This window comes from Streptosporangium lutulentum (assembly GCF_030811455.1).
Lineage (GTDB): Bacteria > Actinomycetota > Actinomycetes > Streptosporangiales > Streptosporangiaceae > Streptosporangium > Streptosporangium lutulentum.
Window position 1 is genome coordinate 5,715,956 of record NZ_JAUSQU010000001.1, and the last position, 23,669, is coordinate 5,739,624.

Genomic DNA, 23,669 nt, shown 5'->3' on the forward strand with positions numbered 1-23,669 from the left:
ACTTGTTGACTTCCTTGGCGGCCCGGCTTAACGTTGCGGGCACGCACTGGTCGGCCACCAGCCGCCTGGTCGACCGGCTCGTACGGCGCGGCCTGGTCGACCGGCACGAGGACCCCGGTGACCGCCGTGTCCGGCGGATCGCCCTCACCAAGGACGGCACGGACTTCCTTCGGGAGTTCGAGCGCGCCAGGGCCGATGCCCAGCTTGACGTCATGGCCTACCTGACCGCCGACGAACGCGAGCTCGTGACCCGGGCGATGGCACCGCTCGGCGAAGCCTCAAGGAGACGCCCCCATGTCCACCCCGCTCATCCTGAAATTCGATGACATCACGGCAGAGATGCTGCCCCTCGTCGGCGGCAAGGCGGCCAACCTCGGCGTGCTCACCACCGCCGGGCTCCCCGTCCCCCCGGGCCTGTGCGTCACCACCGAGGCCTACCGCCGGGTCACCGAGCGGGCCGGTCTGGAAGAGGTGCTCACGACGCTGGCCGCGACGCCCGCCCGGGACGTCGCCGCCCTGAACGCGCTGGCCGGACGGGCCCGCGACCTGGTGCTCTCCGCGCCCGTTCCGGACGACATCGCCGACGCCGTACGGCGATGCGCGCACGGCCCCGTCGCGGTCCGCTCCTCCGCCACCGCCGAGGACCTGCCGCACGCCAGCTTCGCCGGGCAGCAGGACACCTACCTCAACGTGATCGGCGCCGACGCCGTGCTCGACGCGGTCCGGCGCTGCTGGGCCTCGCTCTGGACCGACCGGGCCGTCGCCTACCGCGCCGCCAACGGCATCGACCACCACACGGTACGGCTGGCCGTGGCCATCCAGGAGATGGTCCAATCCGAGGTCGCCGGGGTGATGTTCACCGCCAACCCGGTCACCGGACGGCGCCGCGAGGCGGTGATCGACGCCAGTCCCGGCCTCGGCGAGGCCGTGGTCTCGGGCGCGGTCAACCCCGACCACTTCGTGGTGGACGTCGCCACCGGGCGGATCACCGAACGGCGGCTCGGCGACAAGCGGCTGGCCGTACGGTCCCTGGCGGGCGGCGGCGTCGAACACGTCGAGGCCCCGATGGAGGAGCCGTGCGTCACCGACGCCCAGGTCGGGGCGCTGGCCGAGCTCGGCCGCCAGGTCGAGGACCACTACGGATCCCCGCAGGACACCGAGTGGGCCATCGACGCCGAGGGTACGCTGTGGCTGACCCAGTCACGCCCGATCACCACCCTCTTCCCGATCCCCCGGCACGCCGGACCGGCCGTCGGCGCCGGTTCCGCGGTGGCGGGAAAGGCGACGCGCGGGGTGGCCGGCACCCTCTCCTCCCCCCACGGCACGGCGGGATCGGCCGCCTCCGAGAACGTCCGGATCTACTTCTCCTTCAGCGTGGCCCAGGGTCTCTACGCGCCGATCACCCCGATGGGGATGTCCGCCTTCCGGCTGCTGTCGTCGTCCGCCGCCGAGATGCTGGGAGCCCCGGTTCCCGACCGGCGGGCCGGGGCGCCGCTGTTCGCCGAGGCGGGCGGGCGGTTGTTCGTCGACGCCACCGGGCTGGTCCGCGGCAGGGTCGGCCGGGCGCTCTTCCCCAGGGTGCTCGACGTGATGGAGGCCAGGTCGGCCAAGGTCCTGCGCGGTCTGTTCACCGACCCGCGGTTCAGCGTGACCCGGCGCTCCGTGCATCCCACCCTGCGCCGGGTCGCCAGGCTCTCGGTCCGGTTCCGCATCCCGCCGCGCGCCCTGCACGCCCTGCTGAAGCCCGAGTCGGCGCACAGGCACGTCGACCTGCTGGGATCGGCTCTGCGCGAACGGCTGGCGTCCCCGGCGGACGCCACACCCCTGGAGCGGCTCGACCGCGTCGAACGGATACTGGGCACCCAGGTCATCCCGGTGCTGCCGGAGATCTTTCCGGGGGCGGCGGCCGGGTTCGCCATGCTCGGCCTGGCCTATCGTCTCCTCGGCGACCGCGCCCGTCCCGGTGAGCTCCAGACCGTCCTGCGCGGGCTCCCGCACAATGTGACCACCGAGATGGACCTGGCCCTGTGGCACCTGGCCGAGAGGATCCGCGCGGACGAGGCCGCCACGTCGCTGCTGCTGAGCGCTCCCCCCGCCGAACTCGTCAAGCGCTTCCACGACGGGTCGCTGCCCGGCGTGGTGGACCGGGGTCTGAGGGAGTTCCTGTCCGTCTACGGCGGCCGCGCGGTCGCCGAGATCGACTTCGGGGTGCCGCGCTGGTCGGAGGATCCGACGCACATCATCGGCGTCCTGGCCAACTACCTCCGGCTGGAGGATCCGGCGATGTCTCCCGCCGCGCTGTTCACCAGGGGCGCCGCCGAGGCCGCCCTCATGATCAAAACTCTGAGCTCCCGCGCGGGCGGCCTGCGCGGGCGGGTCATCCGCTTCGCCCTGGGCCGGACGCGGGCCCTGGCGGGCCTTCGCGAACTGCCCAAGTACTACCTGGTGACCGCGCTGGCGGCCCTGCGCGCCGAGCTGGTGATCATCGGTGCCGAGCTGACCGCCCGCGGCCCGCTGTCCTCCCCCGACGACGTCTTCTTCCTGACCTTCTCCGAGGTCAGGACGGCCCTCGGCCCCTCGGCCGATCCCGTCGCACTGCGTGCCCTCGTCTCCGGGCGGCGCGAGGACGCGGCCCGCGAGCTTCGCCGCCGGCATGTGCCCCGCGTCATCCTGTCGGACGGCACCGAACCGGAGGCCGTCGCCACGGAGGCGCCGGTGGACGGCGCGCTGACCGGCACCCCGGCCTCGGCGGGCAGCGTCACCGGAGTCGCCAGGGTGGTCCTCGACCCGATCGGCGCCCACCTGGAGCCCGGCGAGATCCTGGTCTGCCCCTCCACCGACCCGGGCTGGACCCCGCTGTTCCTCACCGCGGGCGGCCTGGTGATGGAGATGGGCGGCGCCAACTCCCACGGCGCGGTGGTCGCCCGCGAGTACGGCATTCCCGCGGTCGTCGGCGTGGCCCACGCGATCGACCGGATCGTCACCGGCCAGGTGATCACCGTCGACGGCACCTCGGGCGCCGTGATCACATCATGAAGCCCCGATGTGGTTCCCCCGGCGATCGAGCGTCCGCGCGAACGGCTGGATCCGACGAACGGCGCGCGGGACGGCATGGGGGATGCTGAACAGATGACGGGCGGTTCGGTGCCCCTTTCGAAAGGCGGGTCCATGTCCTCCAGCCAGGTCGCCGTGCTCGGTGAGTGCGTCGCCGACGCCTTCGTGTCGGAAGGCGCCTCTCCGGGCGAGCCGGGCGGCGCCTCGCGGGGCGAGCTCACCCTGCGCGTCCTGCCCGGTGGCAGCCCCGCGAACACCGCCGTGGCGCTCTCCCGCCTCGGCACCTCCACCCGGTTTCTCGGACGGATCTCCCGCGACTCCTTCGGCGCCCAGTTCCGCGCGCACCTCGGCGCCTCCGGGGTCGACCTGACCGGCTGCGTCACCGCCGGCGAGCCCAGCACGCTGGCGGTGGCCACCCTGGACGAGTCGGGACAGGCCGTCTACACCTTCTACGCGGAGGGCTCCGCCGACTGGCAGTGGACCGCCGCGGAGCTGACCGCCGAACGGCTCGGCGACGTCTCCTGCCTGCACACGGGCTCCCTGGCCCTGGTCCGCGCCCCCGGCGCCGGAGTAGTCGAGGAACTGCTGGCCGGGGCCGCCGCCCGCGCCACCGTCTCGATCGACCCCAACGTGCGCGCCGGGTTCGTCGACCTGGCCGTCTACCGGGAGCGGATGCCCCGATGGTGCGCGCTGGCCGACATCGTCAAGCTGAGCGACGACGACCTTGAGCAGATCCATCCCGGTGAGCCCGTCGAGCGGGTCTGCGACGCCTGGCACACCGCGGGCGCCCGCCTGATCGTGATCACTCGTGGTTCCCGGGGGGCGATCGTCTCCCTCGACGGCGAGCGGGCGACGGTGCCCGCGCCTCCCACGGACGTGGTCGACACGGTCGGCGCGGGCGACTCCTTCACCGCGGGACTCCTGCACCGGCTGCACACCTCCGGCCTGCTCGGCGGGCGGCTCGGCGATCTCGACCTCGACCGGGCCACGGACGCCGCCGCCTTCGCCGCCCGGGTCGCCGCGCTCACCTGCTCCGTGGCCGGGGCCAACCCGCCCTGGGCACGTGACCTGACCGGCGGGACCGCTCGCCCGGGCGGCTGAGGAGCCGGGGCCGCCCCGCCGCGGGCACGTGATCCGGCTCGGCCGAGCGCCCGGACGGCGACGCACGACCCGGCGGCGGGGATGTCTCGACCAAGCGGCCGGGCAAGGAGGATGATGGCGTGATGTCGTACGCTGACGCCTTCACCCGCAGCATCACCGACCCCGAGGGCTTCTGGGCCGAGGCCGCCGAGGCGGTCACCTGGACCAGGGCGCCCCGCCGGATCCTGGACGCGGAGAACCCTCCCCTGTACCGCTGGTTTCCCGACGGGGAGCTGAACACCTGCTTCAACGCGCTCGACCGACACGTCGAGGCGGGGCACGGCGACCGGGTCGCGCTGATCTACGACAGCCCCGTCACCGGGACCTCCGGCAGGCACACCTACGCCGAGCTGCTCGGCGAGGTCGCGAGGTTCGCCGGGGTGCTTCGCCTCCTCGGGGTGGGCAGGGGCGACCGGGTGGTGATCTACATGCCGATGATCCCGGAGGCGGTGATCGCCATGCTGGCGTGCGCCCGGCTCGGGGCGGTGCACTCGGTGGTGTTCGGCGGGTTCGCGCCCAGGGAGCTCGCGGTCCGGATCGACGACGCGCGGCCCACGGTCGTCGTCTCGGCCTCCTGCGGGATCGAGCCCACCCGCGTCGTGCCGTACAAGCCGATGCTGGACGCCGCCCTCGACCTGGCCGAACACCCGCCCGCGCACTGCGTGATCCTGCAGCGTGAGCAGCTCCCGGCGGAGCTCGTGCCCGGCCGGGACGTGGACTGGGCGAGCGCGGAGGCCGAGGAGGCCGAGTGCGTCCCGGTGAAGGCGACCGACCCGCTCTACATCCTCTACACCAGCGGGACCACCGGCCGGTCGAAGGGCGTCGTGCGCGACAACGGCGGGCACGCGGTGGCGCTGCTGTGGAGCATGACGAACATCTACGACATCCACCCCGGCGAGGTGTTCTGGACGGCCTCCGACGTCGGCTGGGTGGTCGGCCACTCCTACATCGTGTACGGCCCGCTGCTGCTCGGCGCCACGACGGTGCTGTACGAGGGCAAGCCGGTCGGCACGCCCGACGCGGGCGCGTTCTGGCGGGTGATCGCCGAACACGGGGTGAGCGCGCTGTTCACCGCGCCGACCGCGTTCCGGGCGATCAAGAGGGAGGATCCGTCCGCGGCCCTGCTCGGCGGCTACGACGTCTCCTCGCTGCGGACGCTCTTCCTCGCCGGAGAGCGCCTGGACCCCGACACCTATCACTGGGCGTCGGACAAGCTGGGCGTCCCCGTCGTCGACCACTGGTGGCAGACCGAGACCGGATGGCCCATCGCCGCCAACCTGCGCGGCCTTGAACCCATGCCGATCAAGCCGGGTTCCCCCACGGTGCCCGTCCCCGGCTACGACGTGCGCGTGCTCACCCCCTCGGGCGCCGACTGCGCCCCCGGCGAGGAGGGCGCGATCTGCGTACGGCTGCCGCTGCCTCCCGGCACGCTTCCCACGCTCTGGCAGGACGACGAGCGCTACGTGAAGTCCTACCTGTCGGCCTTCCCCGGCCACTACCTGACCGGCGACGGCGGCTACCTGGACGAGGACGGCTACCTCTTCGTGATGGGCCGCACCGACGACGTGATCAACGTCGCCGGGCACCGGCTGTCCACCGGGTCGATGGAGGCGGTCCTGGCCGCGCATCCGGCGGTGGCCGAATGCGCGGTGATCGGGGTGTCCGACGACCTGAAGGGCCAGCTCCCGCACGGTTTCGTGGTGCTGAAGAGCGGGGTGGACACCGACCTCGAATCCCTGCGGGCCGAGCTGATCCAGGCGGTCCGTGACCAGGTGGGGGCCGTGGCCGCGTTCAAGAAGGTCGACGTGGTCCCCGCGCTGCCGAAGACCAGGTCGGGAAAGATCCTGCGCAAGACCATGCGCGGGATCGCCGAGGGCGCCGACGAGCCCGCGCCCCCGACCATCGAGGACGCGGCGGTGCTGGACGTCCTGCGCCCGATCATCGGACCGAACCGGAAGCCGTAGGAGGCCGCGCCACCGGATCCGGCACCCGGCCGCCACCGGGCGCCCCCGTCCGTACGACCCTCCCGGGTACCGGAACCCGTACGAATCTCCCGCGTGTCCGTGCCCAGGCGAGCCGCGGCGATCACGTCGGCGGGGTCTGCCTCCGCGGTACGCGCATGGCGGCTTTCTTGGCTCTGTTGCCGCAGGTGTTCATGGAGCACCACCGCCGGTTGCCGCCTCGGCTGGTGTCGAGATAGAGACCACCGCAGCCGGGGCCCTCGCATGCCTTCACCCGCTGACGATCGTGACCTCCCAGGATCTGGATCGCGTTCTCGGCGATGAGTGCGAGCGCGTCGCCGACGGGGGCGGGACCGTCGCTGCGCCAGCGGGCGCTCTCCTCGCCGAGTTCGAGGTAGGCCCTGCCCTGCCGGACCGCCGCGTTGACCGCGGCGATGTCGGCCGGGTCCGGCCTCCGCCTGTCCGCGACGGCCTTCCCCGCGCGGTATACGGCCTCCCGGAGCGCGTGCGCCGCCGCGAGGTCGGCGGCGCACGCCGTCTTCGACCCGAGCCGAAGCCCGTTGGCGTCGAGCCAGAGGTCGAGCCGTTCCGGTGTGGTGAGTCGCTCGAACGGGTCGGCGCGCCGGGAGCTGACGGTCGCGGTAAAGCGGAACGCGAGGGTTTCGTTGTCGAGCCGGAACACCTCGCGAGCGTCCCGGCCGGAATCCGACGCGTTCACCACCGGACTCACCTCCCGTTGTCGAACCATCTGAAGCGGTTCGACAGACGGTACCACCCATGGCAGTGTTGAACCGTCTAAGACGGTTCTACTCCATCGTTCACGAAGAGGAATCAATGAACACGATCGCCGTCGTCGGTCTGGGCGCGATGGGCAAGCCCATCGCCCGCAACCTGCTCACCGCGGGGCATGAGGTCACCGTGTGGAATCGCGGCCCGCAGCCGGTCGCCGACCTCGTGGCGGCGGGCGCGCGTCCGGCCCGGAACGTGTCGGAGGCTTTCGCGTCGGGCGTGGTGTTCTCGGTGCTGGCCGACGACCGGTCCGTCACCGACGTCTTCCTCGATCCCGGCCTTCTGTCGGGCGCGCCGGAGGGCGCGGTGCATGTCAACCTCGCGACCGTCAGCACCGGGCTGGCCCGGCACGCCGCGCACCTGCACGCCCGGCACGGCGTCGGCTATGTCGCCGCCCCGGTGTTCGGGCGTGTTCCCGTCGCCGAGGCGGGCCTCCTCAACGTCCTCGCCGCCGGTGACCCGGCCCTGATCGACCGGGTGCAGCCGTTCCTGGACGTCATCGGAGTCCGCACCTGGCGACTCGGCGACCGGCCCGAGCAGGCCAACATCGTGAAAATCCTCGGCAACTACCTCATCGCCTCCGCCGTCCAATCCCTCGGCGAGGCGATCAGCCTCGCCGAGCACACCGGCGTCGACGCGTCGACGCTCGTCGAGCTGCTGACCTCGACCCTGTTCCCCGGCACCGTGTATTCGGGCTACGGCGAGCTCATCGCCTCTCGCTCCTACGAACCGGCGGGGTTCACCACCTCACTCGGGCTGAAGGATGTGAACCTCGCACTCGATGCCGCGGAACAGGCCCGTCTTGTCCTGCCCGTCGGAGACGTTCTGCGCACCGTGCTGACGGAAACGATCGCGGCGGGCCGCGCCGAACAGGACTGGGCGTCCATCGCCGAACTTCAGCGGGCGCGCACGGACGACGCCGGCTCCTGATCATGAACGCGCAGAAGCTGTGACGCGGAGTCCGCCGACGGGGCCCAGCCCTGGCCTGCTCGGGGCCGATCGCCTAGGACACGAGTTCCCGCTTCTCGGCCTTCCGGCCCCGGTCGGGGAGCAGGCGCGTGATCTGTTCGGAGCGGCTCGCGATCAGCGGTCCGAGCAGGGCGAGCACGAGCACGTATCCGGCGATGAACGGGGCGAGTCTGCCGTCCAGCCCCGCGGCCAGCGCCATGGTCGCCAGGACCAGGGCGAACTCGCCGCGCGAGAGCACGGTGAACGAGATGTTGACCGCCTCCGGTGTGCCGAAGGAGTTCAGCCTCGCGGCCAGCGCGCCGGCCACGATGTTGAGCACCAACGTGATCACCACCGCGATCACGATCGGCCAGGCCACCGAGAGCATGTCGCCCGGCTCGATGGACAGGCCGAAGGCGAAGAAGAACAGCGCGGCGAAGGCGTCCCTGAGCGGGTGGACGAGCTTGCGGATGCGCGGCGCCGCCCTGGTCGAGCTCAGGATGAGGCCGATCATGAAGGCGCCGATGGCGTCGGAGACGCCGAACTCCTCCGCGACCCCGGCGGTGGCGATCGCCAGGCCGGTGAACATCACCACGAGCAGCTCGTCGTCCCTGGTGTTCACCAGCTTGTTGACCAGCCGTGTGCCCCACCGGGCCAGGGCGGTCAGCACGATCAGGAAGGCGAACGCCCTGCCGAAGGAGATCGCGGCGGCGCCGAAGCTGTCGGCTCCGCTGAGGACCGGCTGCAGCACGGCGAGGTAGAGCGCGAGGAAGACGTCCTCGACGACGATGATGCCGAGGATGAGGCGGCTCTCCGGGTTGCCGAGGCGTCCGAGGTCGACGAGCAGCTTGGTCACGATCGCCGAGGAGGAGATGCCGATCACCCCGGCCAGTACCAGCGCCTCCCTGGTCCCCCAGCCGACGGCGAACCCGAAGGCCAGCCCTCCGCCGACGTTGAGCAGGATGTAGACGACTCCGGCCAGCACCAGCCGTCTGCCCCCCTCGACCAGGTCGTCGAGGGAGAACTCCAGGCCGAGGTAGAACAGCAGGAAGATCAGGCCGAGTGCGGCGATGACCTTCAGATCCGCCGGATTCTCGACCAGGGCGAGGCCGGGGGTGTGCGGGCCGAAGATGATGCCCGCGAGCATGAACAGCGGGATGGTCGGCAGCCCTATCCGGGTGCCGAGCCTGGCGATGACTCCGGCGGCCAGGAACGACCCGCCGAGCGCGATGAGAGCGTCACCCAGTGCCATGAGGACCCCCTTCGAGGGAGAATCCGGGCAGGGTGAACACACATTCGTGGAACATGGAAAACCTCCGTCAAGTGATCTCGGAACCGAATCTCAGAGATCGTTTGACGGAGGCGCTCGGGGACTGCTGTCATCGTTCACGGTCCGCGTGACGGGGCCCCGCGTCGGGGGCAGCGGGGCGACCCTCGTTCCGGGGCCCGGCGGCGCGATGCCGGGGCCCGGCGGTGACAGGTTGTGGGGCGTCGGATGAAGGTGCCCCGGAGAGAGTCCCACCCCGCTGGCCAGCATGATCGCGGCGCTGGGGGCGGCCGGGTGGTCCACGGGCTTCGAGAGGGGCGCGTAGACGACGGCGAACATGGCCAGCAGCAGGGCCGCGACCGCACCGACGACCTTCCGCGACAAACCAGACCCTAACGCTTGGTGGAATTATCCACCATTTTATCAGTATTTGTCAGATTAGCTGCGGTGCCGGGTGCTACCTTCGCAGATCGTGGGGTGGTGGGTCGCCGCGTCTTCGGTGGTGGCTGATCAGCGCGCGGGCTTGGTGGAGTCGACAGATGCGTGACCATCTGCGCCACCGCGGGCACAGCCGGTCGAACCGACCGACCCCCGTGAGAACCGGCGCGGCGCGGCGGTGCCCGGTCATACCGAAGATGACCGGGGCAACGTCACGTCACCGCAGGCCGTATCCGTTACCGGCCGGCGGCTCCTTCGACTCGTCGTCGAAGTAGACCGTCACGAAAGGCCAGGGATCGCCCTCGTCGTCGGTGTCGGTGTGGAAGACCAGATCGCGGATGTCGATGCTGCCCATCTCCTCCAGAGTGGCGGCGAGCCTGCGCAGCAACGTGGGCACGTCTTCCTGCCCCTCGCCCTTCGGGTTGTTCAGCGAGAAATGCTGCGTTTGGTACCCGACCCGGTCAGCCATCTACTTCTTCTTCCCTTTCCGGCCGCGCTTCCGCGCATTCCGGTCGCCTTGGAATTTTTCTTGCTTCTTTTGCTTCCGCACCGCACGCGGTCGAACGGCCTACGGTCATAAGGTCGCCCGGAGTCCTTGGCGTCCACGTCCGCCTGCCCTTCCTCGTGGCCGCCGTCGGCGGGATACCGCGGTGGAGAAATCCGACGAGGTTCTCGACGGGGCGTCCCGCGTACAGGCTCGCTGAGCAGGTCGTTGGCCGCTGGGCCACAATGCCGCCGGCAGTCGGATGCGTGAGGATTCGCTTGAGCGGAGCATAGCCTGCTTGGTCTGCATCTGCCGCTACCACTTCTTCCTCTTTCCGTCCGACCCGTACGGGTTGGAGTTGTACCCTGTGTCGGCGGCGTTGCTGCCGTCCTGCTGTGCCTGCCGCTCCTGCCGCTCCCGCGCCCTCTTCTCCCTCCGGGTCTCCGCCCGGGGCACCACCGGGGTCTCTTTCGAGGTCTCCTCCTGGGGCCCCCTGCCGCGCTTCTGCGCATTCCGGTCGCCCTGGAATTTTTCTTGCTTCTTGTGCTTCTGCATCGCGTTGTTGAAGGCTCTGCGGTCGTAAGGCAGCCCCTTCTCCTTCGCCTTCACCGCCTCCTCCTCATTCTTGCTGAGTGGCTGATCGGCCTCCGTACGGCCTCGGCCGCCGCCGCGGCCGCCCTTGCTGCCGCCGCGCTGCAGGATGCCAGGGTTCTCATCGAAAGCGTTCCTGGCTCTCGGAGGCGGTATCCGGGCATGGCCGACGCCCGCGAGCGCGGGACTGCCCGGTCCTCCGGGGAGGCGCAGCTTCTCCGCGGCGCGGTCCAGGGGCCCCTTCAGCCGCTCCGTCATCCCGGGACCGATACGCTTTTCGATGCCCTCCGCAACCTCGCGCACGATCCGCATGCCTGCGTTCCGGGTGGCGAGCAGGGTCTGTATGGTCGCCGGTCCTGCCCCGGGGCCGAGTAACGAGGTATAGGCCAGGCGTACCGTAGCGGCGGACAAGACGGTGGCGATCGCTACCTTCGTGCCCGACACCACATTCCCGATGCCGTCCAGCGCCACCGGCGCGACTTTCGCCGCGGTGGAGATCTGCGCCATGTGGCCGGTCTCGTCGCCCATCGTCTGCCGGTAGCTCTGGAGTTGGGTAGCCGCTCCGCCCTTGTACGAGTCAGACGTGCTCCGTACGGCGGTGTCGGCCCCGCCGGCCCCCCTCTCGGAGTCGGCGTTCGCGACGCGGGCGGCATCGCCGTGGGCGTGGATGATGTCCTCGTCGACGTGCGGAACCCACACGCCCGACAAGTCGCTGACCGTCAGCAGCATCGGTGGCAGCATTATGGCCATCAGTCGATCCCCGGTATCTGGCTGGCGTAGTCCGCGGCCTCGAGGTTACGAGACGTCCGAACGATGCCGTCTCCCGTCCCGTACATCACACCTGACGCGGCGCCTCTGGCCTCGACCATGGAATGGCAGCAGTCAGCCCATATCTTGTTCAGCACCGAGAAGACCGGGTCGGGCCCCCATGATTCGGCGCCGCACTCTCGCAGCCGCCGTACTGCCGCTTCGTACTCTGCGGCGTAGCTGTGTACCTGTGACGCCCGCTGTTCCAGCGTCTCCCCGTTCGCTTCAAACCCCGAATTCATGTCTTGACAATAGCCACTTCATCCCCATATGACGCATGAAAATAAACATTCAGGACACGCGCAGGGTGTGGCCTTCCGGTGTCTGGCCTGGCCAGAGCGGTGCCGGTCACCGGGTCGGTGAGCTGTCCGATCAGACAGTTGAATGTGGTCCTCGCCTCCGCGAGGATGTCAGCGGCGACATCCGTGTCGTACGGTGCCTCCACAGGGCTTTTCCTTCGTCCAGGGGCAATTTGGTTGGCACCTTCGAACCTGACGGTGGAAGAGCCCCACCACTACCCGCATTAATCCAGAATGCTCCTCGCCTGCTGGTATATAGCAGTGAGGTCGATGGACGTACCGGGGAGTGCCTCTTGGAGCGTCTCGCGGAGAAGGCTGTCGGCCTGGCGCTGCGCGTTCTGCCGGGCCCGGTGCACCGCCAGGAGGATCTGCTCCGACAGGGCTTCACTGCCGCCTTTGACCGCGCGCGGATCAAGGGCGACCTCGATCACCCGGCCGTCGGACGCCACGGTCGCGCGCACGTGCCCACTATCGCCTTCGCCCGTGCCGACGATCTCTGTCAGCTGCTCCTCCTGGGCCGCGAGCAGAGATTGAAACCTGTCGAGCTGCTCCTCGGCCTTGACGATATCCCGTTGGCGGATGTCGCTCGGATCGACGTCGTACCCGAACATCACGACTGCCGGTAGATGTCGCGGGCGGCGGCCTCAACCCGTTCGCGGACAAACGTCTCGTCCAGCGGCTGGGGAATTCCCGCCGAGGCGGCCGCGTCCTCGATGATCTCGCCGGTGCGCTGCGCGGCGTCCTGCTGCGCCAGCCGGATGGCCTCGGTGACCTCATTGCCGAGCGTCGCCACGCTGAGGCGGAGGGCCCGCGGGTTGATGTCGACCTTGGTCAGAGAGCCGCTGCCGTCGGCGGTCACGCGGACCAGCCCCTCGGCGGCTTCGCCCGTTCCCTCGACCTCTCCGATCAGGTGCTTGGCCTGGCGCAGCCGGCTCAGCGCCGTCTCGGTCTGCTCGATGACCTGCTCCATGTAATGGGCATCTTCGCCAACTTCGGGTGGCAAGGGCATTTCGGATCCCCCCGTATCGATGATCTCTGATAGGGAACTGTTCAGTCAGATGTTAATGGGACTTATGTTGACATGGTGGCGCCCCGATCCTCAGCAGCGGGCTGCTTGGCCTTGCGCACCCCTGATCGCCCACCCGGCGCGGCTCACCCGCCCAAGACGATCCGCTCGTGCAGCCGCGCGGCGGTCACCGGATCCCAGCCGAACACCTCCCGCCCCGCCAGCCACGCCGCCGCCCCGGCCCCGTCGCCCGCCAGGACCGCCCCGGCCCCCAGCCTCTCCCGTACGGCGGAGCACACCGGCCCCTCGCTGGTCAGCACGCTTCCGGCCAGCACGATGGGACCGCCCTCCCGCGCCGTGCGCACCTCGGCCACCGTCCGGCAGAGCAGCCGGGCCGCCGTGTCCACGATCTCCAGCGCGGCCGGGTCCCCCTCGGCCGCCGCCTGGCTGACCAGGGGCGCCAGCCTGGCCAGCTCCAGCGGAGGACGCGACTGCGCCTGGATCACCAGCTTGATCGCCAGCGTCCGCATGCCCGCGAGTGTCCCGGCAGCCCCCACGCCGATCTCCGGAGCACTGTCTCTCCCCGGAACGCCGTTCCGTGCGGCCTCGCCGCCCAGCAGGGCGCCGGCCACCAGGCGGACCAGCGGGCCGTCCGCCTCGCCCCGGCTGAGCGCGCGGGCGGCGACGCGGGCCGCCTCCCGTCCCAGCCAGAACCCCGAGCCCTCGTCTCCCAGCAGCCAGCCGAGCCCGTCGGCGATCACCGCCGGTTCGCCGTCCTCGATCCTGGCGGCGATCGCCCCCGTGCCGGCGATGAGCACGGTGCCACACGGCTCCGCCGTCCCGGCGGCGAACGCGATGCCCAGGTCGCCGGTCACCCGCGGGGCGGGGCGCAGCCCGGCCGAAGCCCACATCAGGTCGAACACCGGCCGCTCCAGCGCCCCTGCCCCGGCCATCCCGATGACCGCCCCGGCCACCCGCGCGGGGTCGATCCCGCACAGAGCGGCCTCCAGCGCCCTGCCGATGTTGGCGGTGGCCACCTCGGTCCCGTGGGCGGCCGGATTGCCGCCCGCCGCCTTGCCGTACCCGGCCCGCCGCCCCGAGGCGTCGAGCAGGAGCGCGCGTGAGGACGTGCCGCCGACGTCCAGTCCCAGAACGAACATCGCGATCAAAGGTGTTCGCCGAAGAACGCGGCCGCGGCCTCCACGGCCCGGGTGACGTACGGTTCGGCGTCGTAGAGATCGGTGTGCAGCTTGGCGTCCAGCCAGAGGAGCCTTTTGGGCTCGTCCATCCGCTTGTACGCCTCCTCCGCGCCCTCGGGCGAGCAGAAGCCATCCACCACCCCGTGCACGATCAGGCCGGGCTTGGGAGACAGGAAGTCCGCGCCGGTCATGTTGTCCAGAACGATCAGCTCGCGGACGGAGGACCTGGTCACCTCGTTCCGCCAGTGCGCGGAAGCACCCCTGGCGGTGCCGTAGTAGGCGAACGGCTCCTCACCCGGCATGGCCGCCTCCCCCTCCCGCGCCACCGCGGGCAGGTATTCCACCGGCCCGGCGAGGTCCTGGCGTTCCAGCACCTCGGTGAGGGAGCCCAGCACCTTCCGGTACTCGGCCCGTGCCATCCCGGCGCGCATGCCGTAGGGGTTGTTGTAGGCCCCGGCGATGCCCGCGAAGGCCTTCACCCGGGGATCGAACGCCGCGAACTTGAGCGCGTAGCCCCCGCCGAGGCAGATCCCGACCGCGCCGATCCGCTCGCCGTCCACCTCGGGCCGCGAGCGGAGCAGCGAGACGGCGGCTCGCAGATCGTGCAGCTTGCCCTGCGCGTCCTCGTGGCATCGTGGCTCGCCGCCGGACTCGCCCCAGTTCCGGTGGTCGAACGCCAGCGTCGCGTATCCCGCCTCGGACAGCCTGGACGCGTACAGCCCGATGACCTGATCCCGGGTTCCGGTGAACGGCCCTGTCAGAACAAGCGCGGGATGCGGGCCAGGGGTCGCGGGAACCCGCAGGTCGCCGACGAGCGTGACGCCGTCGACCGTGAACTTCACCTTCTCTGACATACCCCCAAGTCTGTACGGCCCGCGCACCGGAAGCCAAAACAGCCCGGCCGTGGCCGGGCGTCCCGCGCCTCACCGGCCCGTGCCGTTTCCTTCGGATCGTCCGATCGTTGGTCCGGTTGCCGGTTCTCCCGTTCACGCGGGCGGCCGGCGCTCGCGATGAGGGTGCCCGGAGCGTGGACAGACGATCCGCTCACCCGAAAGCGACGTTCGAGTGTCCCGGCGTCAGTCCGGCCTCCTTGTCTACCGAGAGCGATCGACGTGTATCAGAACGGGCAGGACCTCAGCGACATGCTGGCCGAGAGCATCCGCTCCCTCTCCAGGATGGAGAGCGCGGAGGGATCGGAGCAGGACACGCTTCAGGGCAGCGGCCAGGCGGCGGATGGGCGGGTGAGCGCCGTGGCCGGCCCCGACGGACGATTGCGTGAGCTGAACCTCGACCCGCGGGTCATGCGGATGGCGTCGGAAGACCTCGCCCGAGAGATCCTCACGGCGGTGAACGCGGCCCTCGACGATCTCCGTGCGGGTATTCCCCACCTGGATCCGGCGGCGCTCCCGGACCCCCGGAAGCTCGCGGAAAGCCTGAACGGGGTTCATGCCGACGTGGTACGCCGCCTGGACGAGTTCGCGTCGGAGATCGAGTTCACCGCACGACGGATGGAGGAACGGTGACCCCGAGCCACGAGACGGATATCTCGCATACGGACCTTCGGGGGACGCACGGGGGACTCACCGAGACCGGCGCGAGCCGCGTGGAGGAGGTACGGGCCCTGCGCGCCTACCTTGAAGGGGAGGGTGATCCCTGGATGGGGAGCGAGAGCCTGGCCGGCTCGGTCTATCGCGCGGTGACCAGGCAGGCGCTGGAGGTCTACGAGTCACTGGCGGAGCGCCACGTGACGACGGGCGGCGACGTCGAGTTCATGGCCTCGAACTACCTGTCGGCGGAACAGCGGAGCGAGGAGGCCGCCGACCGGATCACGCGAGCCGTCCAGCGTCCGTGAGGCCGGCTACCGCCGAAGATCGGCAGGTGGCAGTATCACGCCGGTCGGCCCGGAGGGGTTGATCGCGACGCCGACGCCGGCGGGCAGCAGTGCGATCAGATCACCGCCGCGGATCCGCTGCCAGCCCGTGGAGCTATCCGGGGGCTCGTCCGGCAGGTGGGCTCGCGCCGTGTAGACGAACGCCGCCCGGCCCTCACCCGTGTCGAACACGGGGATGCCGCCGCCCGGACCGACCGCCACGATCACCTCGGCCTCCAGGAACAGCGAGGCGATGTCCTCTCCGTCGTCGTAGCCGGTCGCCCCGAGCTGGACGGCCCTGTCGACGGGGTCGGTCGGCTCGGGATAGTCCAGCGCCACCGGCGAGGGCCGGTAGTTCGGATTGTGCCGGAACTCCTCGATGATCTCGCCGCGCTCGTCGACCTGCCACGCTCCGACGATGCCGTACGGCGGAACCTCGCCGCCGGAGTCGAAGAAGGGGTCGATCGCGTAGAGCCAGGTTCCGGGTCCGCGCCGTGCCTGTTCCCGCAGCGCGTCGGTGAGCGGCGGCGGTGATGGGGCGTCGTTCACTGGGATCCTCCTGATCACGTCTGGGGGTGGCCGGGGTAGGGGTCGAAATGAGGATTGGGAATGAAGTTCTCCGGCGTTTTGGGAGCTCCCTCCGGCCAGGCACCGGAGATGTACCGCCGATGCACACCGCCGGGGAAGGCGACCTCCTGTTCGTGACCCAGCCGGGCGCTCGTCTGCGGGAGGGTTCTCCGGACATCGATCCCGCCGGGGGCATCCACCTCGTAGACGTACCTCCGCGGAAAAATGTTGTCGATGTCGCTGCGGTAGCTGGTCCCCACGAAGGCGGAGGGACTGGACTTGTTCACATAGTCGTCCAGATCGGTGGCGGACGGATCCCTGGGGTGCAGGCCCTGATCGAACACCAGGTCCGGCGGCCTGTTGCCGGCACGGTAGAGCGGTTCACGATCCCTGCGCCACATCGGATAGGGGGTGACCTTCTGCACGTCGACGTTCTTGTCCGCGGCGGCCTCCAGGTAGTTGTCCCGATCACGGACGGGCGTGGGCGGACGACTCGGAGGCAGGGGCGGCCTGGCCCCTCCTCGCGCGGGAGGTTTTCTCAGAAGCGCGGAGGCCCGGGTGAAGAGGCGGACCACGCTCCGTTCCAGCAGGTCGACCATCTTGTGGATGATCTGCCGTGCGGCCAGGCGCGCGCCGCCCACGACGGCGGGGACGGCCGTGAGGGAGACTTCGGCCGTGGGCCCCGAGGCCACGGCAAGCCGGATCAGGTTCTGCGCGAGCCGTGCGAGGACGCCGATCAGCGCCACCTTCGTGGCGAACACGGCCACGGCCGAGATCTGCTGGGCGTAGCCGATGAACAGGGCGGCGGCGATCGCGTCGCCGGACCGGTTCGAGGTGTCCCGCCAGTCCTCGCCGAAGGCTCTGATGCCGTCACCGTCGTTGCGGGACATGGTCTGGACGGCGTGCGTGTCGGCGGCCAACAAGGCGCGGCTCATCGTCATCGCGAACGTGACCCATCGCCGTCCGGATTCGTCGAGCGTGTCCTCGTCGAGCAGCGGCCATGAGCAGATGAGGTTGAGAACGGCGGCGAGTTCGGCCGGCGGTTGCAGCGCCACGGCGATTCAGGAGGCCAGCGGTTGACGCGGCGGATACGGTCGAACTCGCCCGTCGCGTCCTTGAAGGTCCGGCGTGCGGACCGCCTCCGCGCCCCCTGCCCGCCGAATCACCACGCGAGGAGCCCTCGACCTGCCGCATGGGGTCGTTCTCCCACCGGGCGTCTTTTTCATGACCTCATCGATCTGGTGACAGATGTGACCCTTGATCCTATCGGCGGGCCCAGGCGCACCACTCTCGGCCGCCGGCGAAGGTGGACCTCGGTGGCCGGTCCGCCGCGGGAACGCCCGAAATCATGATCGCCTGGTTCTCCGGTGGCACGGGCCCGGCGGCGTACCGGTGCGCGTGAGTCCACCGCCCTTCACCCGGGCCTCGTCCTCCCCGGCCGAGCGGGTGCCGCCCCGTCCCCGCCGGGAGGACGAGGCCCGGGGCGGTACCCGCGATCTAGGAGTCGAACCCCAGGCCCATCCGGTCCAGGGTCCGCAGCCAGAGGTTGCGGCGGCCCTGGTGGAGGTCGGCCTGGGCGATCGACCACCGGGTCATCTGGATCCCGGCCGAGCGAACCGGCTCGGGCGGGAAGGGGACCGGCTTCTCCTGCACCATCCGGAGCTCGGTCCTCTCGGTCCGCTCACCGCTCAGCAGGTCGAGCATGACGTTGGCCCCGAAGCGGGTCGCTCCGACGCCCATGCCGGTGTAGCCGGCGGCGTAGGCGAGGCGCCCGCCGTGCGACTGACCGTAAAAGGCGCTGAAGCGGCTGCAGGTGTCGATGACGCCGCCCCACTTGTGGGTGAAGCGCAGCCCGGAGAGCTGGGGGAACGTCGCGGAGAAGTGTTCCGCCAGCTTGACGAAGGTCTCGTCGCGCTGCTCGTACTCCGGTTTGATCTTTCCGCCGTTGTAGTAGACGGCGTCGTAACCACCCCAGAGAACGCGGTTGTCATCGGTCAGCCGGTAGTAGTGGAACTGGTTGGCCGAGTCGCCGACGCCCTGCCGGTTGTGCCAGCCGACGGCGGCCAGCTGCTCGGCGGAGAGCGGCTCGGTCATCAGCGCGTAGTCGTAGACCGGCACGAGGAAGTGCTTCAGCCGCCGCAGCAGCGGCTGGAACACCCCGGTGCCGAGCGCGACCTTGCCCGCCTTGACGGTGCCGTTCGGGGTGAGCAGGTCCAGGCTCACCTGAGAGTCCTTCATCGCGCGAACCGGCGTGCGCTCGTAGATGCGCACGCCCAGGGAGAGGCAGGCCTGTCTGAGCCCCCAGGCCAGCCGGGCGGGATCCAGCATGGCGCAGCCGTCTCGCTCCCAGTGGCCGCCGATGTACGTGGGCGAGTTCACCTCCGCCCGGATCTGTTCCTGGTCGAGGACGTCGACGCGGACACCCAGCTCGTGAGTGATCTCGACGTGCTCGTTCATGGCCTCCAGCTGCCAGGGCTCGGTGGCCACCTGCAACTCGCCGGTGCGCTCGTAGCCGCAGTCGATCTCGTATCTGGCGACGGCCTCGCCGAGCTCGTCGAGGTTCGTGACCCCCAGTCGCTCCAGCGTGGAGATCTCCTCGGGCCAGCGCTCCAGCCCGTTGGCGATCCCGTGGGTGAGCGTGGCCATCGCGAAGCCGCCGTTGCGGCCGGACGCCGCCCAGCCGATCCTGCGGCCCTCAAGCAGGACCACGTCGAGTGACGGGTCACGCTCTTTCGCCATCAGGGCGGTCCAGAGCCCTGAGAAGCCTCCGCCGACCACCGCGAGATCGGCGGTCGTGTTCCCGAAGAGCCGCGGCAGCGGCTCAGGTTTCGCCGCACTGTCCAGCCAGTACGGCTTGCGCTCCGCATCAGCAAGAGCCTTCAGCGGATCCACAAATCTCACTTCCCTACGTGAGTCAGGTTGTTTTTATGTGTATCGCGTGACCTTGCAGGTCACGCGCGGGTTCCCCCCGCCTGAGTCCGATCTCGCCTCCCTGTTCTCTGCCGAGGATCTGGATACACCGAAGCCCCGTGCCGCCCTTCGACGGCACGGGGCTGAGGGCAGCTAGGTGCGGCGGCGTGCGGTCACCGTGTTGATCACGGCGATCACGACGCCTATGCCGAATATAAGCGTTCCGATGATGTTGACCTGTGGCGGCACCCCGATACGGGTGGCGCCCCAGATCCACAGCGGGAACGTCTGGACGGAACCGCTGGTGAACTGGGTGATCACGAAGTCGTCGATGGACAGCGCGAACGCCAGCAACGCGCCCGAGACGATACCGGGCAGGATCATCGGGAACGTCACCCTCCAGAACGTCACCCACGTGGACGCCCCGAGGTCCCGCGCCGCCTCCTCGATCGACGGGTCCAGCCCGACCACCCGGGCCCGCACCGTGATCGCCACGAACGACAGCGAGAACAGCACGTGCGCGATGATCACGGTCTCCATGCCGGTCTGCACGCCGCTGCTGACGAACAGCGACAGCAGTGAGGCGCCCATGACGAGCTCCGGCGAGGCGATCGCGGCGAACAGCACCAGGTTGGTCACGCCCTGCCCGCGGAACCGGTAACGGCCCAGGGCCAGGCCCATGAGCGTGCCGATCACCGTCGTGATCACCACGCTGGTCACGGCGATCTTGAGCGAGTTGAACACCGCGACGGTCAGGTCGGGGTAGTCGCCCAGGCGGCCCCACCACTTGAGGGTGAACCCCTGCCAGGTCACGTTCGACTTGCTCTGGGTGTCGTTGAACCCGAACACGATCATGACGGCGATCGGCAGGAACAGCCAGGCGAGGATCAACCAGGTGTAGCCCTTGAGCAGCCGGTCGCCGAGCCGGCCGCCGCTCCTCCGCTTCGCGGGCGGCCCCGCCGCCGTACCGGTCGTGCGCACGGGCGAGGCGACGCCCACCGTGCCGGTCTCACTCGTGCTCGTCATCGGGCCGCCGCCTCCAGCACGTTCTCGGTGCCGAGCGCCTTGGCGTAGGCGAAGATGCCGATCAGCATCGCCGCCATCAGCGTGAACGACAGCGCGGCGGCGGTCGGATAGTCGTTGTTGACGAGATACTTGGTCTGGATGATGTTGCCGATCATCGTGTTCTGCGGGCCGCCGAGGATGCCGGCGTTGACGTAGTCCGCGGTCATCGGGACGAACGTCATCAGCACCCCGGCGAACACGCCCGGCAGCGAGAGCGGCAGCACGATCTTGGTGAACGCCGCGCGTTTGGCCGCGTAGAGGTCCTGGGCGGCCTCGACCACCCGGGGATCGACCCGCTCCAGCGCCACGTAGATCGGCAGGATCATGAACGGCAGGTAGTTGTAGACCAGGCCGCCGATCACCGCCGTCGTCGTCTGCAGCACGTGGAAGTCGTCGGGCACCAGGCCCGCCGACTTCAGCGGGGTCAGCAGCAGGCCGTCGTCGGCCAGCAGGAACTTCCACGACACCGTGCGCAGCACGAAGGAGACGAAGAAGGGCAGCAGCACCAGCAGCAGGTAGGTGGACTTGCGGCTGCCGCCCTTGAAGGCGATCCAGTAGGCCATCGGGTAGGCCAGCGCGATGGAGATGACCGTCGCGACCAGGCCGTATCCGGCGGACCGCAGGAACTGCGTCTGGTACTGCACCAGCGCGTCGCCGTACACGGAGAAGTTGAACGTCTGGACGAACCCGTTCACCACGTCGCCCTCCTGGGTGGAGACCGAGGCCATGAAGACCATCGGCACCACCAGGAAGATCACCAGCCAGAGGCCGCCGGGCAGGATGAGCAGGTAGGGGGCGAAGCGTTTCACCGGTCACCCACCTGACAAGACTCACGGCGCTCGGGGCGCCGAATCGGCTCCATGACCGCTAGCCCTGCGTGATCGGCTGGAAGATGCTCTCGAAGACCTTCTCCTCCGCCGAGGTCAGCGCCTTGTACGACCGCAGCCTGGCCTGATCGGCCTCGGAGGGATAGATCAACGGACTGTCGGCGAGCTGCTCCAGCGACGCCTTGTCGTCACCCTTGGCCTTGGCCGCGTCCGCGAGGACCAGGTCCTTGGTGGCGGGCACCGGGGTGATGTAGTTGATGTACTCCACCAGCATGGTGGCGATCTTGGGCTGGTAGACGTAGTCCATCAGCGTCAGCGCGTCCACCGGGTTCTGCGCGGTCTTGGGGATGCACATGTTGTCGGTCCAGATCGTGCCGCCCTCCTCGGGCACCACGAACTTCAGGTCCTTGCCCTCGGCGACCTGCTGGAAGATGTCACCCGACCAGGCCATCGTGATCCACACGTCGCCCCGGGCGAGCGCGTCGACGTAGTCGTTCTCGTAGTACTTGCGGACGAGCCCCGCGTCGCGCTGCTCCTTGAGCTTCGCGCCGGCCTTCTGCCAGTCGGCCTCGGTCGAGGTGTCGGGGTCGATGCCCAGGGCGAACATGCCGAAGTTCGCGACCTCCTGGGTGTCGAGCATCATGCCGACCTTGCCCTTGTACTTGGGGTTCCAGAGGTCCTGGATACTCGTGACCTCGTCCACGTACTTGGGGTTGTAGGCGATGCCGGTCAGGCCGACCGTCCACGGGATCGTGTGGGTGTTGTGCGGGTCCCAGGTCGGGTTCTTGACCTTCGGCGCCGCGTTGGCGGCGAAGTTCGGCAGCTTGGAGTGGTCCAGCGGGACCAGGTAGCCCAGGTCGATGGCCTTGCTCAGCTGGAGGCCGTTGGTCAGGACCATCAGGTCGTAACCGATGTCGCTGTTGGTCGCGAGCAGCGGCTGGATCTTGCCGAAGAAGCTGCCGTTGTCCTGGATGGCCTCCTGGTAGGTCACCTGGATGCCGGTGTCCTTGGTGAACAGATCCAGCGACGGGTACTTCGCGCCGTCCTTGTCGATGTACAGCGGCCAGTTGGCGAAGCGCAGGGTGCCGTTCTTCTTCTTGGAGGCCCAGTACTCGGCGACGGCGTCCTTCTGCGGCGGCGCGACCTTCTTGCCCTGGACACCGCAGGCGGTCAGGGCGAGGCCCGCGGCCGACAGTCCCGCCAGGCGGAAGGCGTCACGACGGGTGACGGAACGGCTCTGCGTCATGCCACGCAGAAAGGCGGGGTTTGTGCGGTAATCGTGCATGGCAGGACTCAACTTCCGATTGCGTACGAGTGTTGCGGCTGCCACGACAGCCAGACGGTATCGCCGCGCTCCGCCGTGCTCGTACTGTCGACCGCGTTCTGCTGGAATACGGTGACCTCGGCACCGTCGGCCAGACTTACCGCGTAGCTGTTGTAAAGGCCCAGGTAGACCACTTCGGAGACGATGCCGCGCACGACACTGACGTCTCCCGTCGGCTCTTCCGTGGAAATCCTGATCTTCTCCGGCCGCACCGTGATCGCGATCGGGTCTCCGGGCCGGTACGACTCACCCGCCACGAGCACCCGATCCTCCCCTCCCAGCTTGAGCACGGCGCAGCCGGAGGTGATCCGGTCCACGATGCCGCTGATCAGGTTGGAGGTGCCGATGAACCCGGCGACGAACGGGGTCGCGGGACGCTCGTAGATCTCGCGGGGCGAGGCGAGCTGGTCGACCTGGCCGTCGTTCATCACGGCGATGCGGTCGCTCATGGTGAGCGCCTCGCTCTGGTCGTGCGTGACGTAGACGAACGTGATGCCCACCTCGCGCTGGATCCGCTTGAGCTCGATCTGCATGGCCTGGCGGAGCTTGAGGTCCAGCGCGCCGAGCGGCTCGTCCAGCAGGAGCGCCCGGGGGTTGTTGACCAGGGCGCGGGCCAGGGCGACCCGCTGCTGCTGGCCGCCGGACATCTCCCGGGGGCGGCGCCTCTCACGGCCGGCGAGGTCGACGATCTCCAGGATCTCGCCCACGCGCCGCTTGATCTCGTCGCCGGCCACCTTCTTGCGCCTGAGGCCGAAGGCGACGTTCTCCCAGACGTTCATGTGCGGGAACAGCGCGTAGGACTGGAACACCATGTTCACGTCGCGCTTGTTGGGAGGGACGTTGGTCACGTCCTGACCGTGTAACCGCACCTTGCCCCGCGTCGGATCCTCGAATCCGGCGATCATGCGCATGGTCGTGGTCTTGCCGCAGCCCGAAGGCCCAAGGAGAGAGAAGAACTCTCCCTCGGTGATCGTCATGGTGACGCCCTTGACCGCCTGGACGACCTCTCCGTGGGAGAGATACTCCTTGGCGACGCCGTCGAGTTCGATGGCGGGCACATGGGGCGAGCCGGGGGTGGCGTCAGCCACCCCAATGCCCGCCTGGGTTTCGGTCATGCCAGGCT

The 23,669-nt window shown here is 69.6% G+C and carries 24 protein-coding genes; 7 read left to right on the forward strand and 17 right to left on the reverse strand.

Annotation, left to right across the window (positions count from 1 at the left end):
• The first annotated feature begins 2 nt into the window (after positions 1-2).
• The 4 genes from J2853_RS25385 to J2853_RS25400 all read left to right on the forward strand — a co-directional run bounded on the left by J2853_RS25385 (position 3) and on the right by J2853_RS25400 (position 6,158).
• Positions 3-326 (forward strand): MarR family winged helix-turn-helix transcriptional regulator, encoded by a 324-nt coding sequence (locus tag J2853_RS25385; protein WP_307562072.1) that lies wholly within the window; start codon positions 3-5, stop codon positions 324-326.
• On the forward strand, positions 295-3,036 hold the full coding sequence (locus tag J2853_RS25390) for a PEP/pyruvate-binding domain-containing protein (protein WP_307562073.1): 2,742 nt from the start codon (positions 295-297) through the stop codon (positions 3,034-3,036). The genes J2853_RS25385 and J2853_RS25390 overlap by 32 nt, the downstream gene beginning before the upstream one ends.
• 132 nt (positions 3,037-3,168) lie before the next feature.
• The gene (locus J2853_RS25395; RefSeq protein WP_307562075.1) at positions 3,169-4,155 is read left to right on the forward strand and encodes a carbohydrate kinase family protein; all 987 of its coding nucleotides are present in this window, start codon (positions 3,169-3,171) and stop codon (positions 4,153-4,155) included.
• A 122-nt stretch (positions 4,156-4,277) separates the two neighbouring features.
• Entirely contained in the window at positions 4,278-6,158 is a 1,881-nt protein-coding gene (locus J2853_RS25400; protein WP_307562077.1) for a propionyl-CoA synthetase, read from the forward strand.
• A gap of 121 nt (positions 6,159-6,279) precedes the next feature.
• Here the strand turns inward: J2853_RS25400 and J2853_RS25405 are convergent, their stop codons facing one another.
• Complete coding sequence (locus J2853_RS25405; RefSeq protein ID WP_307562080.1) at positions 6,280-6,876, reverse strand: CGNR zinc finger domain-containing protein; 597 nt, start codon at positions 6,874-6,876, stop codon at positions 6,280-6,282.
• 113 nt (positions 6,877-6,989) lie between these two features.
• On the opposite strand from J2853_RS25405, the gene J2853_RS25410 reads away from it, so the two are divergent.
• Positions 6,990-7,874, forward strand: coding sequence for an NAD(P)-dependent oxidoreductase (locus J2853_RS25410; RefSeq protein ID WP_307562082.1), 885 nt, complete (start codon positions 6,990-6,992; stop codon positions 7,872-7,874).
• A 73-nt stretch (positions 7,875-7,947) separates the two neighbouring features.
• On the opposite strand, the gene J2853_RS25415 is transcribed toward J2853_RS25410, so the two are convergent.
• The 9 genes from J2853_RS25415 to J2853_RS25455 form a co-directional block, all read right to left on the reverse strand.
• Positions 7,948-9,144 (reverse strand): cation:proton antiporter, encoded by a 1,197-nt coding sequence (locus J2853_RS25415; protein WP_307562084.1) that lies wholly within the window; start codon positions 9,142-9,144, stop codon positions 7,948-7,950.
• 90 nt (positions 9,145-9,234) lie between these two features.
• Complete coding sequence (locus J2853_RS25420; protein ID WP_307562086.1) at positions 9,235-9,543, reverse strand: hypothetical protein; 309 nt, start codon at positions 9,541-9,543, stop codon at positions 9,235-9,237.
• A 271-nt stretch (positions 9,544-9,814) separates the two neighbouring features.
• Entirely contained in the window at positions 9,815-10,066 is a 252-nt protein-coding gene (locus J2853_RS25425) for a hypothetical protein (RefSeq protein WP_307562088.1), read from the reverse strand.
• Positions 10,067-10,396: 330 nt separating this feature from the next.
• Entirely contained in the window at positions 10,397-11,422 is a 1,026-nt protein-coding gene (locus tag J2853_RS25430) for a hypothetical protein (protein ID WP_307562090.1), read from the reverse strand.
• Positions 11,422-11,721, reverse strand: a complete 300-nt coding sequence (locus J2853_RS25435; RefSeq protein WP_307562091.1) for a hypothetical protein — start codon at positions 11,719-11,721, stop codon at positions 11,422-11,424. The genes J2853_RS25430 and J2853_RS25435 overlap by 1 nt, the downstream gene beginning before the upstream one ends.
• Before the next feature lie 281 nt (positions 11,722-12,002).
• Positions 12,003-12,389, reverse strand: coding sequence for a YbaB/EbfC family nucleoid-associated protein (locus J2853_RS25440; RefSeq protein WP_307562093.1), 387 nt, complete (start codon positions 12,387-12,389; stop codon positions 12,003-12,005).
• On the reverse strand, positions 12,389-12,748 hold the full coding sequence (locus J2853_RS25445) for a YbaB/EbfC family nucleoid-associated protein (protein WP_307562095.1): 360 nt from the start codon (positions 12,746-12,748) through the stop codon (positions 12,389-12,391). The genes J2853_RS25440 and J2853_RS25445 overlap by 1 nt, the downstream gene beginning before the upstream one ends.
• A gap of 182 nt (positions 12,749-12,930) precedes the next feature.
• Positions 12,931-13,944, reverse strand: coding sequence for an N-acetylglucosamine kinase (locus J2853_RS25450; protein ID WP_307562097.1), 1,014 nt, complete (start codon positions 13,942-13,944; stop codon positions 12,931-12,933).
• A gap of 5 nt (positions 13,945-13,949) precedes the next feature.
• A complete protein-coding gene (locus J2853_RS25455) occupies positions 13,950-14,837 on the reverse strand; it encodes an alpha/beta hydrolase (RefSeq protein ID WP_307562099.1) in 888 nt (295 codons plus the stop codon).
• 258 nt (positions 14,838-15,095) lie between these two features.
• Here J2853_RS25455 and J2853_RS25460 point away from each other — a divergent pair, with 258 nt between their 5' ends.
• A complete protein-coding gene (locus J2853_RS25460) occupies positions 15,096-15,506 on the forward strand; it encodes a YbaB/EbfC family nucleoid-associated protein (RefSeq protein ID WP_307562101.1) in 411 nt (136 codons plus the stop codon).
• Entirely contained in the window at positions 15,503-15,835 is a 333-nt protein-coding gene (locus J2853_RS25465) for a hypothetical protein (protein WP_307562103.1), read from the forward strand. Before J2853_RS25460 ends, J2853_RS25465 begins: the two co-directional genes overlap by 4 nt.
• 6 nt (positions 15,836-15,841) lie before the next feature.
• Here J2853_RS25465 and J2853_RS25470 read toward each other — a convergent pair whose 3' ends face one another.
• The 7 genes from J2853_RS25470 to J2853_RS25500 form a co-directional block, all read right to left on the reverse strand.
• A complete protein-coding gene (locus J2853_RS25470) occupies positions 15,842-16,402 on the reverse strand; it encodes a type VII secretion system-associated protein (RefSeq protein ID WP_307562105.1) in 561 nt (186 codons plus the stop codon).
• Between the two features lie 14 nt (positions 16,403-16,416).
• A complete protein-coding gene (locus J2853_RS25475) occupies positions 16,417-17,475 on the reverse strand; it encodes a scabin-related ADP-ribosyltransferase (RefSeq protein ID WP_307562107.1) in 1,059 nt (352 codons plus the stop codon).
• A 442-nt stretch (positions 17,476-17,917) separates the two neighbouring features.
• Positions 17,918-19,312 carry an NAD(P)/FAD-dependent oxidoreductase gene (locus J2853_RS25480; protein WP_307568812.1) on the reverse strand — a complete coding sequence of 465 codons (1,395 nt, stop codon included), beginning with the start codon at positions 19,310-19,312 and terminating at the stop codon, positions 17,918-17,920.
• 171 nt (positions 19,313-19,483) lie between these two features.
• On the reverse strand, positions 19,484-20,356 hold the full coding sequence (locus J2853_RS25485; RefSeq protein ID WP_307562108.1) for an ABC transporter permease: 873 nt from the start codon (positions 20,354-20,356) through the stop codon (positions 19,484-19,486).
• Complete coding sequence (locus tag J2853_RS25490) at positions 20,353-21,204, reverse strand: ABC transporter permease (RefSeq protein WP_307562110.1); 852 nt, start codon at positions 21,202-21,204, stop codon at positions 20,353-20,355. The genes J2853_RS25485 and J2853_RS25490 overlap by 4 nt, the downstream gene beginning before the upstream one ends.
• A 58-nt stretch (positions 21,205-21,262) precedes the next feature.
• Positions 21,263-22,468 carry an ABC transporter substrate-binding protein gene (locus tag J2853_RS25495; protein WP_307562112.1) on the reverse strand — a complete coding sequence of 402 codons (1,206 nt, stop codon included), beginning with the start codon at positions 22,466-22,468 and terminating at the stop codon, positions 21,263-21,265.
• Positions 22,469-22,515: 47 nt separating this feature from the next.
• Complete coding sequence (locus J2853_RS25500; protein WP_307562114.1) at positions 22,516-23,661, reverse strand: ABC transporter ATP-binding protein; 1,146 nt, start codon at positions 23,659-23,661, stop codon at positions 22,516-22,518.
• Positions 23,662-23,669: the final 8 nt, after the last annotated feature.